The organism is Pseudoalteromonas sp. SR45-6, from assembly GCF_014163545.1.
Classification (GTDB): domain Bacteria; phylum Pseudomonadota; class Gammaproteobacteria; order Enterobacterales; family Alteromonadaceae; genus Pseudoalteromonas; species Pseudoalteromonas rhizosphaerae.
In genome coordinates, this window is record NZ_JACJDM010000075.1 from 1 (window position 1) to 17,243 (window position 17,243).

Annotated in this window: 13 protein-coding genes; 4 read left to right on the forward strand and 9 right to left on the reverse strand. The window is 40.7% G+C overall.

What is annotated here, in order from left to right; translation table 11 throughout:
- Positions 1 to 160: 160 nt before the first annotated feature.
- From H5158_RS20655 to hrpB, 3 genes are all read right to left on the reverse strand, one after another.
- Complete coding sequence (locus H5158_RS20655) at positions 161 to 574, reverse strand: DUF4019 domain-containing protein (RefSeq protein WP_182719169.1); 414 nt, start codon at positions 572 to 574, stop codon at positions 161 to 163.
- A 120-nt stretch (positions 575 to 694) separates the two neighbouring features.
- A complete protein-coding gene (locus tag H5158_RS20660) occupies positions 695 to 1,039 on the reverse strand; it encodes a 5-carboxymethyl-2-hydroxymuconate Delta-isomerase (RefSeq protein ID WP_182719168.1) in 345 nt (114 codons plus the stop codon).
- Positions 1,040 to 1,154: 115 nt separating this feature from the next.
- Entirely contained in the window at positions 1,155 to 3,578 is a 2,424-nt protein-coding gene (gene hrpB, locus H5158_RS20665; protein WP_182719167.1) for an ATP-dependent helicase HrpB, read from the reverse strand.
- A 269-nt stretch (positions 3,579 to 3,847) separates the two neighbouring features.
- Between hrpB and H5158_RS20670 the strand changes: the two genes are divergently transcribed.
- Both H5158_RS20670 and H5158_RS20675 read left to right on the forward strand, forming a co-directional pair.
- A complete protein-coding gene (locus H5158_RS20670) occupies positions 3,848 to 4,045 on the forward strand; it encodes a CsbD family protein (protein ID WP_182719166.1) in 198 nt (65 codons plus the stop codon).
- Positions 4,046 to 4,265: 220 nt separating this feature from the next.
- On the forward strand, positions 4,266 to 4,898 hold the full coding sequence (locus H5158_RS20675; RefSeq protein WP_182740790.1) for an RpiB/LacA/LacB family sugar-phosphate isomerase: 633 nt from the start codon (positions 4,266 to 4,268) through the stop codon (positions 4,896 to 4,898).
- A 63-nt stretch (positions 4,899 to 4,961) separates the two neighbouring features.
- Here H5158_RS20675 and H5158_RS20680 read toward each other — a convergent pair whose 3' ends face one another.
- The 6 genes from H5158_RS20680 to metA form a co-directional block, all read right to left on the reverse strand.
- Positions 4,962 to 5,720, reverse strand: coding sequence for a hypothetical protein (locus H5158_RS20680; protein ID WP_149982014.1), 759 nt, complete (start codon positions 5,718 to 5,720; stop codon positions 4,962 to 4,964).
- Positions 5,721 to 5,899: 179 nt separating this feature from the next.
- The gene (locus H5158_RS20685; RefSeq protein WP_182740791.1) at positions 5,900 to 8,062 is read right to left on the reverse strand and encodes a DKNYY domain-containing protein; all 2,163 of its coding nucleotides are present in this window, start codon (positions 8,060 to 8,062) and stop codon (positions 5,900 to 5,902) included.
- A 166-nt stretch (positions 8,063 to 8,228) separates the two neighbouring features.
- On the reverse strand, positions 8,229 to 9,329 hold the full coding sequence (locus tag H5158_RS20690; RefSeq protein ID WP_182740792.1) for an NADH:flavin oxidoreductase/NADH oxidase: 1,101 nt from the start codon (positions 9,327 to 9,329) through the stop codon (positions 8,229 to 8,231).
- A 212-nt stretch (positions 9,330 to 9,541) separates the two neighbouring features.
- On the reverse strand, positions 9,542 to 12,172 hold the full coding sequence (gene metH, locus H5158_RS20695) for a methionine synthase (protein WP_182740793.1): 2,631 nt from the start codon (positions 12,170 to 12,172) through the stop codon (positions 9,542 to 9,544).
- A gap of 10 nt (positions 12,173 to 12,182) precedes the next feature.
- Positions 12,183 to 13,250, reverse strand: coding sequence for a homocysteine S-methyltransferase family protein (locus H5158_RS20700; protein WP_182740794.1), 1,068 nt, complete (start codon positions 13,248 to 13,250; stop codon positions 12,183 to 12,185).
- Positions 13,240 to 14,187 carry a homoserine O-succinyltransferase gene (gene metA / locus H5158_RS20705; RefSeq protein ID WP_182740795.1) on the reverse strand — a complete coding sequence of 316 codons (948 nt, stop codon included), beginning with the start codon at positions 14,185 to 14,187 and terminating at the stop codon, positions 13,240 to 13,242. Before metA ends, H5158_RS20700 begins: the two co-directional genes overlap by 11 nt.
- A gap of 167 nt (positions 14,188 to 14,354) precedes the next feature.
- Here metA and H5158_RS23690 point away from each other — a divergent pair, with 167 nt between their 5' ends.
- Positions 14,355 to 15,254 carry a DMT family transporter gene (locus H5158_RS23690; protein WP_182734664.1) on the forward strand — a complete coding sequence of 300 codons (900 nt, stop codon included), beginning with the start codon at positions 14,355 to 14,357 and terminating at the stop codon, positions 15,252 to 15,254.
- A gap of 93 nt (positions 15,255 to 15,347) precedes the next feature.
- Positions 15,348 to 17,021 (forward strand): energy-dependent translational throttle protein EttA, encoded by a 1,674-nt coding sequence (gene ettA / locus H5158_RS20715; protein ID WP_145241364.1) that lies wholly within the window; start codon positions 15,348 to 15,350, stop codon positions 17,019 to 17,021.
- Positions 17,022 to 17,243 lie beyond the last annotated feature (222 nt).

Sequence of the window (17,243 nt, forward strand, 5' to 3'; positions counted from 1 at the left end):
CTAGTAGAGCACAACAATCCACAACTAAAGTAAATTAATGCAACATCAGCAACAATAAATGTCATTATCATTATTTTATTTTTGTAAACTCCAATTTTTAATAATTATTTTATATTTTTTATTTCGTTAAAAAATACAGCTGTAGTAATAATAGGTTAATTCACTGGATAAAATAACCAATCACTTGCCATTGCTCAGCAGATTTTTTTAATGTCACGGTTTCAATCGACTGTGCTTTATTTTCAAAATCAGTTTGAAACTCTAAAATCACATAATCACCGTCGGGCAGTTGCGGTATTGAGGTTAACACTTGACGACTGATACCTTCGCGAGATGTAACAGAACCTAGCGGCGTACGAACTTGCTCTAACTTAGATACCCAAAGCGCTTGCGGTACATTTTTTTGAAAAAACGCCCCAGCCTGCTGCCAACTGTTTGCGTATTTACCACTATCAACAACTTCTAACCAGCTAGTCGCAGGGGCGATTTCTGTTGATACATCAACAACCCTTAGCGTCTGAGACCACGTTAATGTGCTTATAAATAAACATAAAACAACAATTATATTTTTCATGGTGAGTCCTTTTTTCTATCAAGTTATTTTGCCTCAAGCACAAAATCACTGTTCAACTTTGCCATAAATGATTTTCAAAAAACAATCTGCACTGTCGAAGCATCGCTCACTATGTTCTGCTTAAAGCTGGCTTTTATTACAATATGTTGCCTTTTCAAAGTCACTGACATTCATTGCAATATTGTCGATATGTGGGAACATCTGAGTAAGTTTAGTCACTATCGCTTTTGATAATTCAGCTTTTTGCTCAGTCGTTCGCCCCTCCATTATATATCCAAAAACATGAATAAATTCGTGCTGTTTATTACCCACTAAATAACGATTATACGGGTTTACTCTGACTTTAATTTCATGCTCAGCGAACAAATCCGACGCGTTTGCAGTATGGTAAATTTGCTCATTAATAGTATCTTCATCATGATAGGCCAAGATACTCTGCGAGCAATCGATGATAAAATGTGGCATTAAATAACTCCTTGTTTATGCAGTCAATAAGTATTTAATTTACCTTTTTTTTAAACTATAAAACACTGCTTAATAGTCAATTTTACTCTTGCTAACTTTGTCCTTGCTAACTCATTCACATCTTACTTTTAACTTTACTCGTAGCCACACTGGTGGCGGGGTTATCAGGCCAAAAGTGTTTTGGATAACGACCTTTCATTTCTTTTTGCACCTCCCGATAGCTGGTTTGCCAAAAGCCAGCAAGATCTTGTGTTAGTTGTAAAGGTCGTCTTGCTGGTGAGAGTAGTTCCATTAATAAGGGTAACTTGCCTTGCGCTAATATTGGCGTACTGATCATGCCGTACACTTCTTGCATAAGAACACTGAGTTTTGCGGGGCCGTCGAGTTGATATTCAATACGAATATTTGAGCCACTTGGAACTGACACTCTTAGCGGGAATAAATCATTTAACGCATTTTGTTGTTGCCAATTAAAACAACTTTGCAAGGCATTAAAGTAGTTAAACTTTTTCAACTGTTCGAGGGTTTTTATATCTTCCAGAAAAGCACCTAACCAAAGCTGTGCGTCATCGATTAAGCTTTGTTTAGTGATGACAGGAAATTGCTCCGGCATTAAATTACTGGCTAAACACATACGAATAAGTAACTGCTCACTGTCGCTTTGCTCATTAAATAATTCAAAGCCTTGTTTTTGAAATAAAGTTAACCACGCTTTCGCCCGCTCACTTTTATCAAGCGGATGTTTACTCGGTTGGCTAGTAACTGTAATTGCCCCTAGTTTGACTTCATCTTGATGAATAAAGCGCCCTGTTTTTTCGTCAAATTCACAGCGCGTTTGTGCAGTAAATAAATGTGTCAGTTCATCCTCAATCTCTGCAGGAGTAAACGCAACAGCTGCAAAAATACGACTGCCTTTTTGGCCTCCCATTGAAGCAATTGCAAGGTAGTCCTCGTTATGCCAATGCTCGTTGTTTAGCTCAGCACCTGCGCCATTGGTAAGCAAGTAACCATTGCCACGCTTTTTAGCTAATCGATCTGGAAAAGCAAACGCCACCAGCAAAGCCAAATAAGTGGTTTGTAGTTCGCGTACTTCAGTTAGCTTTAATCGCTTTAACCAAAATTTCAGTTGCTGTTTAAATACAGGATGTGGCCGAGCATGTTGGCTGTGTAATGCTAAGCTTAAATCTGCGGCATGGCTAATCCGACTCTCTAATAACGCAATTAAATACGCCGCTAATGTATAAATACCTGGCATCTGAGGTTCGAGTTGCTGCGCTTTAATTAGCATGTGCGCTAGGCGAATATCCGCGCCAAAACTTAGCATACGTGTACCGAGGGGGGTCAATTTATTGTTATTATCGAGCGCCTCTAACATTTGCAGTAATTTTGTTGCTTGCTGTATTTGTTGTGCTGTTGGACTATCTAACAAGCTTAGATCAGTTAACTCCGCGCCCCAGAATTTTGCCTCCAATAATAATTGGCTAATATCAGCACTTAAAATTTCTGGCGCATCATGGCTATTACGCCGCTCAAAGGTTTGTTTTGAACCAAGCCTATAAACTACACCGGGCTCAATACGCCCAGCCCGCCCAGCTCGTTGAATTGCCGATGAGCGAGAAATACTTTGTGTGGTGAGTTCAGTAACGCCAGTTTTTAAATTAAAACTAGCAGCGCGGCGCTTGCCACTATCAACCACAATACGAATACCTTCAATGGTTAAGCTAGTTTCGGCAACATTGGTGGTCAGCACCACTTTACGAGTACCTTTTGCCGCAGGGGCAATTGCAGCTTGTTGAGATGCTTTATCTTGTTCACCAAACAGAGTAACTACATGGCAATTTGCAGGCAAATCTGACAGCGCTTGTTGTACGCGGTTGATCTCATATTGACCGGGCAAAAAAACTAACGCACTGCCTGTTTGTTCAACTAAAGCTTGTTTGATAATACTGGCCATAGCGTCAAGCCAGCGGCTTTCATCTTTAATGGGTATGTAAATTTCATCGATGGGAAAGCTACGCCCGTGGGAACTAATAATTGAACAATCAAAAAACTGCTGATAGCGTTCGCTATCAAGGGTTGCCGACATCAATAAAATCGTTAAATCATCACGCAGTGCAGCTTGAGATTCTAATGCAAACGCTAATGCGGTATCGGCCGCAATAGAGCGCTCATGAAATTCATCAAATATCAGTAGGTCAACGCCACTGAGCTCTGGGTCGTTTTGTAGCATACGCGTGAGCATGCCCTCGGTAACAATTTCAAGGCGGGTATTAACACTGACTTTGGTTTCCTGCCTGATACGTAAACCAACGCTTTGCCCTACGGTTTCGTTTTGGCACTGTGCTAAATAGTTGGCAATATTACGTGCAGCTAAGCGACGCGGCTCAAGCATGACAATGTGCTTAAAGTGCCCGTCGCGCATCAACTGCAATGGTAACCATGTTGACTTACCCGCACCCGGCGGCGCTTGTAGTAAGGTAATCGGATCACTTTGTAATGTAGTAACGAGTTGATGATATATTTCTTGAACCGGCAGCACAGCTATTTATCCTAAATTGCATTGCCGATATTGTAACAAAAAACTGCAGTAAATCAGATTCATAAAATCGGTGATTATTGAGTGTTTGCAATAATTACAGACCGTTGCGTAGATTTTTTAGCTTATAATCTATTAAAAACTCATCTCTAAATAATAAAAACATTAACCAATTGATTATTAATAATAAAGTTATAATTTAATTTTGGTACAAGCCTTGCTACTTTATAACTGAAAGTAAATTCACAAACCGACATTATAAGGAGCGAATTATGAACAGTGATCGTATCGAAGGTAATTGGAAAGAACTTAAAGGTAAAGCGCAACGTAAATGGGGCGATCTTACTGACGGTGATTTAGATAAAATTGAAGGTAGCCGTAAAGAGCTGGTTGGTAAAATTCAACAAGCATACGGTAAATCGAAAGAAGAAGCTGAGCGTGAAGTTGATGAGTTTGAAAAAGGCCATTAATCAAAAACGCTAGGTAACTACAAAACCGCCTGAGCAGGCGGTTTTTTATTTTTAAACTCAAATAGCTGCTTTCATACTGAAGTTAAACTCAAAGCTCCTATGGTACTTCCTAACCTCTAGCAACTTACACAAATACTAATATTTAATAGATAACAACATTTGCCACCGGTAGCATTGGTATGTAGAATCAACTCAACGTTAACAAAATTGGTAGAGTCAAATGAAAATCGCATTAATGAACGAATTCAGTCAAGCGGCAAAAAACCCAATAGTACTTGAACAGCTTAACACTGTTGCTAATGCACAAAATCACCAAGTATTTAATGTGGGTATGGATGGCGATAACGATCATCGACTAACCTATATTCACCTAGGAATTATCGCAAGCTTACTGCTCAACTCTAAAGCGGTAGATTTTGTAGTGACCGGTTGTGGCACAGGTCAAGGCGCACTCATGGCGAGCAATGCGTTTCCTGGTGTGAGCTGTGGTTATTGTATTGATCCATCAGATGCTTACCTATTTGCACAAATAAACAATGGTAATGCACTCGCTTTACCCTATGCAAAAGGCTTTGGCTGGGGCGCTGAGTTAAATATTAAATATATATTTGAAAAAGCATTTACCGGCGAAAAAGGCCAAGGGTATCCAGCAGAACGTAAAGAGTCACAAGTAACAAATGCAGGTATTTTAAATCAACTAAAAGTGGATGTTGCTAAAGATTACTTAAGCGCACTTGAAGCTATTGATCCTGAGCTGATTAAACAAGCGATTGGCGGACCACGTTTTCAAGAGTGCTTTTTCGCACATTGCCAAGACGACGCAATTGCTGCGTTTGTTAAAGCGCGTATTTAATAAAATAGCGCCCTATATTTAAGGGGAGAACCCTCCCCTTTTTGCATCTAAGATAATTAACTTTTAACTTCCAGTGTTGATAATATCCTGAGACAAAATACGCTTACCATCTTTATATACTTCAAGCCAACCTGGTGGTGAGGTATCACAGCCAATCACTGTAACTTGTAATACGTAGCTGTAACGGCCGTTTTTAAATGTGTAACTATGATTACCGCCACTGCCCTCAAATTCGATCTCACCTTTTAGTAAGACTATATCTGGCTTATCGCTGGTTTTTTTATCATTGCTCCACGACGCATAGCGGAAGTTTCCATCACCTAAGTCATCAATGCGAATACGGTATTTAGCTGTTTGCCAATCTAAAATAGGCTCTACAAAAGCATTAATACTTGGGTGAAGCGCTTGCTTATCAGCTGCTATTAAATTTTTAGCCAGCAATTGTTCTTTAGCTGTTTGGTAATTGATACCGATGATTTTCCCATCCGTATCTACCCAAACGACACCGCTATTTAGCATAATGCCGCGCCAACCTACTTTATCCCAGTCAGTATCGATATTTGAATCAACAATCTGTTTAATAAGCGTCTCATCAAACACGTCATCAAAACGCTCAACTAACTCAGCTTCATTATTAATATCAGGCACTGGATATGTGCGCGAAAGCGGATAACGAATATGTGAGGAAATAGCCGCTTTATCGTGGTTTTTAAATGCTTTTATAAGATCTACAATAGGCTGTTGATATTGTTGCTCAAGCGCAAAACTATTTGCGCTAAACATGAGCGATAAAAATAAGCCGGTATAATATAAAAATTTCATTTAAGTCCTTTATTTTGATGATTCAGTTAATGAACATCATGTTATTTATCTGTTTCGGTTTATACCATTCACAACAACTTTTAGCCATGTTGCCCAAAGTCAATATTGTGTAAATTGATGTAGCGACTAATCAGGAGCAACATACGCCTTTATAGACTCTACAACGCGTTAATTCAATTTTATAAACAAACGATATGACCATTACGAATAGTGAACTGATGATTATCATCAACAAACTGCGCATAACCCATAATTTTAAAGCTAGCGGGATCAGCGTGTTCTACCTTCTTATCACGAAAGTAGACATTATTTTTATCAACTGACACGTTATTACCTATCACTTTAAATGAAGAGACATCCGCATCCATGATTTCACTATCAATAAAAAACACTCGCAGATTATCAATCGCGTAGACTTCATCAAGAAATACGGTTTCATCAGCATTTAAAGGTAAACGGTGCTGATTATGATAAACCCCTTGATTGTCTCGTTGAAAAAACCGAGTACTCAGTTGATACGAAGATGCCTCTGCACCACTTAAATAATGTGTTTTATAATAAACATGGCGGTTATCTTTCACAATGTCATCATTAAGTATCTTCATATTACTTACTTCAATATCAAGACGGGTTGACTGGTAATAAAGCGTGTTGTTGTCGTGAATAAAATTATGATTTAAAATCGTAACGTCAAGAGGATTAAGTTCAGGGAGTTTTTCTTGATTACAAAAAACAGCTTTTTTATCACGCGAAAAGCCATACTCTAATACCTCAAAGGTATCAGGATCAGCATCTTGTATCGCTAACTCTTGAAAATACACTGTATCAGGCGTTTTTAAAAAACATTCATCTATAAGTACAATATTCTCGGTATTAATATCAAAGATGGTATCTACTATTTCAAAATCATTATCAAAAATATAGACATTACTTTTATCTTTAAAGCGATTGTCATCAAGGGCTTCAAACGTATTTGGGTCGCCTTTATCAAGTAATTCTTGTTGGTAAAATAGTCGATCAGCACAGGCATAGAATGGAAAAATCAGCAGATGCCACTCTTTTGCATTTGCACCAGCAATTATGCCTCTATTTGAGATGATTTTATCATCCACTCTTAATAATAATTCATCAAAAATTTCTGCTGTTTCGTAACCCCCTTTATAAACTACCTCATCTTTATAATAAATATGGGTTTCATCTTTCGCCCAAGTACAATTGATTGAAGAAAAAGAAGCTAAATCAGCGTCAAACGGATGTTCTTTATCAGCCCAATACAGGGTATCGTTTACGGCAAAGTAATCATTATCGTAATCAACAAATACATCATCACACTGGGCTATTTGTGTAATATTTAGAAAGTCAGTATAAATGCCGTTTTTATCACCAACAAAACTTTGTGAAATATAATAGAAACTCTCAGCATCAAATAGAGCAATACGTAGCCCTGAGCGATAAACCCAGTTTTTATCAGCCGAATAACGTCCATGAATAATGCGAAAAGATGCCAAGTCTGCACCGATAATGGCTTCACCAAAATAATAAACTGTTTGCTTGTCTTTACTATATTGTTGATATGCATCTTGTTCTTTACCATCAATCACGATAAATGATTTAGCATCCGCACCTTTAATAATCTTTGAAAATTCATAAACATGATTTTTATCTTTTGCTAAAGTCGTGGTGATCACCTCAAACGTCGCAGCATCCGCTTGCGAAATAACATCTGCACCACATACAACAACATGATTATCTTTTGCATAATTAAAATGTAAAACCTTAAAGTCTGCTAACGTTAATTGAGGTACTGGCCTGTCGTAGTAATATAGCTTTTCGCCGTCTTGCGTGAATCCCGTTTCTTCCTGTACAAAATATGAAAATTCAAGCTCATGCATAGCAAGTGGATATTCTTTTGCATCAATTTCAAGAATAAAGCTTGAGTCATCATTTTGCTTTAGCTGGGCTTTGCAGCCATTAAGCTTACTAAAGTGGTAACGCTTTTTTGTGGTTGGCATTTGGCTCAAGTCAGTATTTATTTTTTTTCCATAAAGCTGCCCGTCAATATAAGTGTATTGTACTGCATCTTTATCATCACAAGGCTCAAATACTAATCCGTCTCGGGTGCGTAAGCAGGTTTGCCCAGTAATCCAATAATAGCCTAACGTTGTCGGAGAAAAATCAATAATAGAGCCATTGTCACTTTCATAAAGCACACAATCTTCAGACTCAATGATGATCTCTAAAGGCAGTGATGGCTCAACAACATTACCCGTTGCCATACTGACAAACACATTATCAAACAAATCTAAGCGCTGATGGTATTGCGCTTGAAAATAATATTTCATATAACTCCTTTTATTAAACTTTCTTTGCTCATAGCTATAAAAGGCAGAGTTATATGCTGGGATATATACTTATTCAGAGGGTTTTCCTTAATCAGCGTATTAAAAACTGGCTTGAATAGTCAAAGCCTCTCACACTCGAAGATTATCTAGCTATGAGAGGTAGTAATCAATCGCGTATCAGTAATGACTTAAGTTCATGTGGCTGGCAGCGCAAGTATTGCGGCGCGGCTTGTATTGTAACTCCGAGCTCCGCTGCTGCATGCCAAGGCCAACGCGGGTTATAAAGAATACCACGTGCCAACGCAATCGCATCAGCTTTACCTTCGCAGATAATATCTTCAGCTTGTTGAGCTTGAGTAATTAAGCCTACAGCAATAACCGGCATAGAAACGTTATTACTTATTGCATCGGCAAAACCAACTTGATAATTAGGGGCAACTTTAATTTGCTGCTGTGCAGTCAAGCCGCCACTTGATACGTGTATATAATGGCAACCACGAGCGTCTAAAGCTTGAGAAAATACGATACTTTGCTCGATATCCCAGCCATTATCAGCCCAATCACTTGCACTTATACGTACACCAATCATGAAATCATGTGGTAAAGCAGCCTTTATAGCATCAAATATTGCCAAGGGTAGGCGCATGCGGTTCTCTAATGAGCCGCCAAATTGATCTGAACGCTGATTACTAAGCGGTGATAAAAATTGGTGCAGTAAATAGCCATGAGCTGCATGAAGTTCTATGCCAGAAAAACCAGCTTTATGGGCACGTTGAGCACTTTTCACAAACTGAGTAATTAATCGTCCAATATCGTCTTGCGTCATTGCTTTTGGTAAAGGAGCTTCATCTGAAAAAGCAAGTTCACTCGGAGCAATAGTTTGCCAACCGTTCTTTATTGCTGGAGCGATAGGCGCACCGCCATTCCAAGGTAATTCAGTTGACGCTTTACGACCTGCATGACCAATCTGCATCACCATCGGAATGTTAGAGTATTGACCTACATTAGATACGACTTCACGCCAAGCTTGCTCACATTCGTCGCTATAAATACCTGAATCGGCGTAAGAGATTCTTCCTTCAGGGGATACAGCGCTCGCTTCAACAATCAATAAGCCAGCACCGGATTGCGCGAGCATACCATAATGTTGATGATGCCAAGGTTGCACCTTGCCTTCTTCTGCGGCATACATACACATGGGAGCAATAATAATGCGGTTTTTGAGTGTTATCGGACCTAATTCTAGTGGGCTAAATAATTTTACCATGGAAAATTCTCAAATAATGAATGTGCAGAAAATCACAAATATAATGTACTAATCATTCTACACCCAAGGTTAGGGGCATACCCAAGCTCATTGAATGTGAAAGTATGATGATATACCGAAGAGCTATCAGGAAAAACTTTGTACAAAAAAAGCGAGCCTAATTTGGCTCGCTTTTTTGTTTTAAACTAACGGCTGATAGCTGACCGCTTCACTTACTCCGGCTCATACCCCAAATTAGGCGATAACCATCTTTCCGCTTCTTCTAGCGTCATGTTGGTTCGTTGAGCGTAATCTTCAACCTGATCCTTTTGTACTGCCGCTACGGCGTAGTATTTAGCCTCAGGGTGAGAGAAGTACCAGCCTGATACCGCAGCACCGGGCCACATGGCGTATGAGCTGGTGAGCTGCATGCCAATGCGCTTTTCAGTATCGAGTAGTTGCCAGATTTTCTTCTTCTCAGTGTGCTCTGGACATGCTGGGTAACCGGGTGCTGGGCGAATACCTTGATAGTTTTCACGAATAAGATCTTCATTCGCAAGGTTTTCGTCTGGGGCAAAACCCCAATATTCTTTACGCACTTGTTCGTGTAAGTACTCAGCAAAGGCTTCGGCGAGTCTATCTGCCACCGCTTTTACCATTATTTTGTTGTAGTCATCTTGCTGTGCATCGAACGCATCAGCTAAGTCGTCTTCTTCAAGACCGCCTGTTACAGCAAATGCACCAAAGTAATCAGGCGTGCCTTTCGGGGCGATATAATCAGCTAAGCAGTAGTTAGCAAAGTCGGTTTTTTCTGTTTGCTGACGTAAATGGCACGATGTGGTTAATAGTTCAGCGCGAGTTTCGTCTGTGTATATTTCAATATCGTCACCCACACGGTTAGCAGGGAATAAACCAATTACGCCAAGCGGTTGCAAACTGCCTGACTTTTCAAGATCGTCTAACATGTCGTTAGCGTCTTTAAATAAGCTTTGCGCCTGCTCGCCAACCACTTCATCGGTCATGATACGTGGGTATTTACCAGCGATTGACCAGGTCATAAAGTACGGCGTCCAGTCTATGTATTGTCGTAAAGTGGCTATCGAGACATTTTTAAACTCTGTCACGCCCAGCTTTTTCGGCACCGGTGGAGTGTAATTATCCCAATCAAGCTTGGCGGCGTTGTCGCGGGCACGTTGAATAGTAACCGGTTTTGAACGTGGTTTTTTGCGTGCTTGCTGCTCGCGTACTTTGACATATTCAGCGCTGGTTTTTGCTAAAAATTCAGCTTTATGCTCTTTCGACAATAAGTTAGAAACCACGCCTACAGCGCGACTGGCGTTATTTACATAAACCACGCCTTTGTCATATTGTGGCTCGATTTTAACGGCAGTATGCGCTTTTGAGGTAGTCGCGCCACCAATCAATAGCGGTAGTTCAAAACCACGGCGCTTCATTTCTTTGGCAACATGTACCATTTCATCAAGCGATGGTGTAATCAGTCCTGATAAACCAATAATATCGGCTTTTTCATCAATCGCGGTTTGCAGTATTTTATCTGCAGGCACCATTACGCCTAAGTCGATAACTTCATAGTTATTACATTGCAGTACTACGCCAACAATATTTTTACCAATATCATGTACGTCACCTTTAACGGTGGCCATCACGATTTTACCGTTAGTAGCCCCTTCTTCTTTTTCAGCTTCAATGTAAGGGTCTAGGTAGGCCACTGCGCGCTTCATCACTCGCGCTGATTTAACGACTTGCGGTAAGAACATTTTACCTGCGCCAAATAAATCGCCTACCACATTCATGCCGTCCATTAACGGCCCTTCAATCACATGAATAGGCTTATCGGCAGCAGCGCGGCACTCTTCGGTGTCTTCATCGATAAAGGTGGTAATGCCTTTAACCAATGCGTGCTCTAAACGTTTTTCAACTGGCCAAGTACGCCATTCTAAATCTTCAACTCGCTCAGCTTGTGCCATGCCAGAGTATTTTGGTGCCAACTCAACTAAGCGCTCACCTGCACCTGGGTCGGTATTTAAAATAACGTCTTCAACTGCTTTTCTAAGCTCTGCTGGAATATCATCATACACAGCGAGTTGCCCTGCATTAACAATCCCCATATCCATGCCCGCTTGAATTGCGTGATATAAAAATACTGAGTGAATAGCCTCTCGCACGGGGTTATTCCCACGAAACGAGAACGATACATTCGACACCCCGCCCGACACTTTACAGTGTGGCAAGTTTTGCTTAATGCGACGTGTACCTTCAATAAATTCAACTGCGTAGTTGTCGTGCTCTTCAATACCAGTTGCTACCGCAAAGATGTTGGGATCGAAAATAATATCTTCTGGCGCAAAGCCAATTTCATCCACCAAAATGCGGTAACTACGCTGACAAATTTCAAACTTGCGATCGGCTGTATCTGCTTGGCCGTCGGTATCAAACGCCATAACCACTGCAGCGGCGCCAAAACGTTTAATAATTTTAGCTTGGCGAATAAATGGCTCTTCACCTTCTTTTAGCGAGATTGAGTTTACAATTGCCTTGCCTTGAATACACTTTAAGCCCGCTTCAATGACTTCCCATTTAGAAGAGTCAACCATAATTGGCACGCGAGAAATATCAGGCTCGGAGGCAATCAAATTTAAAAACTTCACCATGGCGGCTTTTGAGTCCAGCATGGCTTCATCCATGTTGATATCAATAACCTGTGCGCCGTTTTCTACTTGCTCGCGGGCAACATTAAGCGCACTCTCGTAATCTTCTTCCATGATCAAACGTTTGAACATGGCTGAGCCGGTCACATTGGTACGTTCGCCAACGTTGGTAAATACTGCTATTTTTTGTGTCATCTCGGCTACCTTAGTTTAAATTACACGCTTCAAGGCCTGATAAGCGCATACGCACTTCAAGCTCTGGCAATGGCCGAGGTTTAACACCTTCAAGCCCTTTCGCAAATGCCCTGATGTGTGCAGGTGTGGTACCACAACAACCACCAACAATATTGATAAAGCCAGACTTGCCCCAATCGATAATTTCTTTCGCCATTTCAGGTGCTTCTAAATCATATTCCCCAAACTCGTTCGGTAAACCAGCATTGGGGTGAACAGAGACAAAGGTTTCGCAAACACGCGATAGTTCTTCTACATATTGGCGCAATAAATCTGGACCTAGCGCGCAGTTTAAGCCAATTGAAATTGGCTTTATATGACGAATAGAATTATAAAATGCTTCGGTGGTTTGCCCTGACAGCGTACGTCCGGAGGCATCGGTTATGGTGCCAGAGATCATCACAGGCAACTTGCGCCCTGCTTGTTCAAACGCTTCTTCAACCGCGAATGAAGCCGCTTTTGCATTAAGCGTATCAAAAATTGTTTCTATCAAAATTAAATCAACACCACCTTCCATTAAAGCAAGGGTTGATTCAACATACGCGGTGACTAACTTATCAAACGTGACATTGCGATAACCGGGGTCGTTCACATCCGGTGAGATTGAACAGGTTTTTGAGGTTGGCCCTAAAACCCCAGCAACATAACGTGGTTTTGCTGGGTTTTTAGCAGTAAACTCATCACAAATACTGCGTGCTAATTTAGCTGACTCTAAGTTTACTTCACGGCTGATGCTGGCCATATCGTAATCTTCCATCGAAATTGTAGTCGAATTAAAGGTGTTGGTTTCGATAATATCGGCACCTGCACTTAAAAAGCCACGATGAATATCAGCAATAATTTTTGGTTGTGTGATGCTTAATAAATCATTATTACCTTTAATTAGCACATGCCAGTCTTTAAAGCGCTCGCCACGGTAATCGTGTTCTTCTAATTTGTGTTCTTGGATCATGGTACCCATAGCACCATCAAGAATTAAAATACGCTGTTTTAACGCTTCAATTAACACGGCGCTTTTGTTTTCTAAATTATTCGGCATAGTTGTTAGTCCTTACGGCTTGGCTAACTAAATTAATATCATAGGGTGTGGTTTGGTACACATAATAATTTAACCAATTCGAAAACAGTAAAAAGGCATGGCTTTGCCAAGTTTTCGACGGTTCGTTATCTGGGTTGTTCTCTGGAAAGTAATTTTCAGGCAATGGCGCATCAGGGCCTTTTTCTAAATCGCGCTGATATTCGCCTTTTAAAGTGTCTGCATCATACTCAGGATGCCCGGTAATATACACTTGGCTGCCGGATTTATTTTTTATTAAGTAAGCGCCTACTTTCTCTGAACCTGCCAGCACCACTAAGTCATCACAAGCGTTAATTTTTTCAATATCAATATGACCATACCGCGAGTGAGGCACTACAAAGGTATCGTCAAAACCACGCGTTAAGGCTCCATGTTCAAAGTAACACTTATGGGTAAACACGCCACAGAGCTTATTTTCTTTTAGTTCACGCTTTAGATTATAATGATGAAATAAACCCGCGTGAGCCGCCCAACACGAAAATAATGTTGAGGTTACATGCTGCTCCGCCCAATCTAAAATTACTTTTAGTTCATCCCAGTAGGCTACATCGTCATATTCTAAATGTGCCAATGGTGCGCCGGTAATGAGTAATGCATCGTAATTGTTGTCTTTCACTTCAGAGAAATAACGGTAAAAAGTGTCTAAATGCTGCTCTGAATTGCTACTGCTGCGATGAGTGTCTAAACGTAGTAGCTCTACATTCACTTGTAAGGGTGAATTAGCGAGCAAACGAATAAATTGCACCTCGGTTTCTACCTTATTAGGCATTAAGTTTAAAATCGCCAAGCGCATCGGACGGATCTCTTGGGTTTTAGCGCGGCTTTTTGGCATTACGAATACGTTTTCTTGACGTAACTTCGCAATTGCGGGCAATTCATCTTTAACGGTAATAGGCATACTCATCTCCAAGGCATAATTAACCAATGGCTAATTATGAACGGATAGCTGGAAATTTCAACCTCTAGATGTTTAGATGTCCAAATGAGTTTATTTTAACTATTCTTTTGCATTCTAAAAACCGCTCGCCATAATGCGCCTGTTGATTTTATTTTAAGGTGGTAAACGTGATTGATTGGCTAGGCTTAGGAGAACTTTTTGCTATATTAGCAGCTATTGTTTGGGCGCTTTCGACCATTTTATATAAAGGTTTTAGCCATCACTTAACGCCTATGCAGCTAAACATCAGTAAAGGCGTGTTAGCAAGTGCCATGATGTTAGTGACTATTGCGATTACTCAAGACGCTGCACTACCACATCATCTGACAAGCTGGCTTTGGCTAATTGCTGGCGGGGTGATTGGGATTGCGATTGGCGATAGCGCCTATTTTACTGCGCTGCGAAATATTGGCCCTGCTCGCACGTTAGTTATTGAGTCCCTTGCTCCAGCCCTTGTGGGGGTTTTTAATATCCTGCTATTAAATCATTATTTATCGCCATTTGCATGGTGCGGTATTGTACTTACAACCATTGGCGTAGTAATAGCAATCAAGCCTGAAAAAACATTGCCACAGGTTGATCATCAACATTATCGCAAAGGTGTTTTATGTGCCCTTGCAGCTGCTATCTGCCAAGCGCTCGGTATGGTGATGTCTAAAGGCGCACTCAATAATGAGCATATGAGTAGCTTATGGGCGGCATTAATTAGATTAGCAGCAGGTACGATGACTGTGGCCTTAGTTGTTGCAGTGTTTAAAAGCAGTGAATTTAAACAAGCACTAACTCTAAGGGGAATTAGCGGCAAACAATGGTTTTTTGCGGCTGTGTTTTTAGGCACTTTCCTTGGTTTATGGCTTCAACTTGGCGCAGTTAAATATACCGATCCAGCCATTGCACAAACGATTTTCGCAACCGCGCCATTAATTGTAATGAGCATTGGTTTTATAAAGCGCGAGCCCGTTACCAATAAAATGTTAATAGGCGGCTTGCTTGCTTTAATCGGTGTAGGAGTATTGCTCGCGAATTAGCACATTGTTATTTGGTTGATTCGTTGACTGTTTCACCTGTGAGCCACTACAATACAACATTGAAATTTTTATTATTATTTGAAGGCTCCCTCCATGGTTTTACCTGATAAGTTTATTTTCTCGATGAGTCGAGTATCTAAGGTTGTGCCACCTAAGCGCACTATCTTAAAAGATATTTCTTTGCATTTTTTCCCGGGTGCAAAAATTGGTGTACTTGGTTTAAACGGTTCTGGTAAATCAACGTTGCTACGTATTATGGCCGGCCTTGATCAAGAGTTTGAAGGTGAGGCATATCCTCAACCGGGCACTAAAATTGGTTACTTACCGCAAGAGCCTATTCTAGATGAAAGCAAAACGGTTCGTGAAACTGTGGAAGAAGCAGTCAGCGAAGTTAAAAACGCGCTTAACCGTCTTGATGAAGTATATAACGAATACGCGATGGAAGATGCTGACTTTGACGCACTAGCCAAAGAGCAAGGTGAGCTTGAAGCAATTATTCAAGCCCACGATGGTCATAACATCGACAACGTATTAGAGCGCGCCGCAGATGCCCTGCGCTTACCTGAGTGGGATGCTAAAATTGAATTCTTGTCAGGTGGTGAGCGTCGCCGAGTGGCTATCTGCCGCTTATTGCTTGAAAAACCAGATATGCTTATCCTCGATGAGCCGACTAACCACTTAGATGCAGAATCTGTAGCATGGCTTGAGCGCTTCTTGCATGATTACGAAGGCACTGTTGTGGCGGTAACCCATGACCGTTACTTCCTCGATAATGTAGCTGGCTGGATCTTAGAGCTTGACCGTGGTGAAGGTATTCCATGGGAAGGTAATTATTCTTCTTGGCTTGAGCAAAAAGATGCGCGCCTGCAGCAAGAGCAAAAGTCTGAAAAAGCCCGTCAAAAATCAATTGCACAAGAACTTGAGTGGGTACGTTCAAACCAAAAAGGTCGTCAAGCTAAGTCAAAAGCGCGTATGTCGCAATTTACTGAAATGCAGCAGTCTGATTACCAAAAACGTAATGAAACCAACGAGCTATTTATTCCACCTGGACCACGTTTAGGTGATCAAGTTATTGAAGTTAAAAACTTGAAGAAAAGCTTTGGCGATCGCGTGTTAATTGATGATCTAAGCTTTACTGTGCCTAAAGGCGCAATTGTTGGCATTATCGGTGCCAATGGCGCAGGTAAATCAACGCTGTTTAAAATGCTCAGCGGTGAAGACAAACAAGACAGCGGTGAAATTAACCTAGGTGAAACGGTTGAACTGGCAACCGTTGATCAGTTCCGTGGCAATATGGACGACAGCAATACTGTTTTCCAAGAAATTTCAAACGGCCAAGACGTACTAAAAATTGGTAACTTTGAATTCCAAAGCCGTGCCTATGTTAGTCGCTTTAACTTCAAAGGTAACGATCAGCAAAAATTTGTTAAGGACTTGTCAGGTGGTGAACGCAACCGCTTACACTTAGCTAAGTTATTAAAAGCCGGTGGCAACGTTATCCTGCTGGATGAGCCAACCAATGATTTGGACGTTGAAACATTACGTGCCCTTGAGAACGCTATTTTAGAATTCCCAGGCTGCGTTATGTGTATCTCGCATGACCGTTGGTTCTTAGACCGTATTGCTACACATATTCTTGATTACCGTGACGAAGGCCAAATTAACTTCTTCGATGGTAACTACACTGAATATGAAGAATGGCTTAAAAAGACCTTAGGCACTGCGGCTACGCAACCTAAACGTATTAAGTACAAGAAGATAGGTTAAGTTCTAGGTTCTAAACATTTTTTAAGCCCCACATTTATGTGGAGCTTTTTTTATTAACCTAGAATCTAGATCAGGGATTCACGATCCAGAGTTCAGCTTATACCAATCGTGTTAAGTTACTGACCATTTATAGCGACAGATAAATGGAGTGATAACAAGACATAAATTTTGACATGTAGTTGTTCTACATGAAAAATTTATAACGCAGTTAGCGCTTTATTT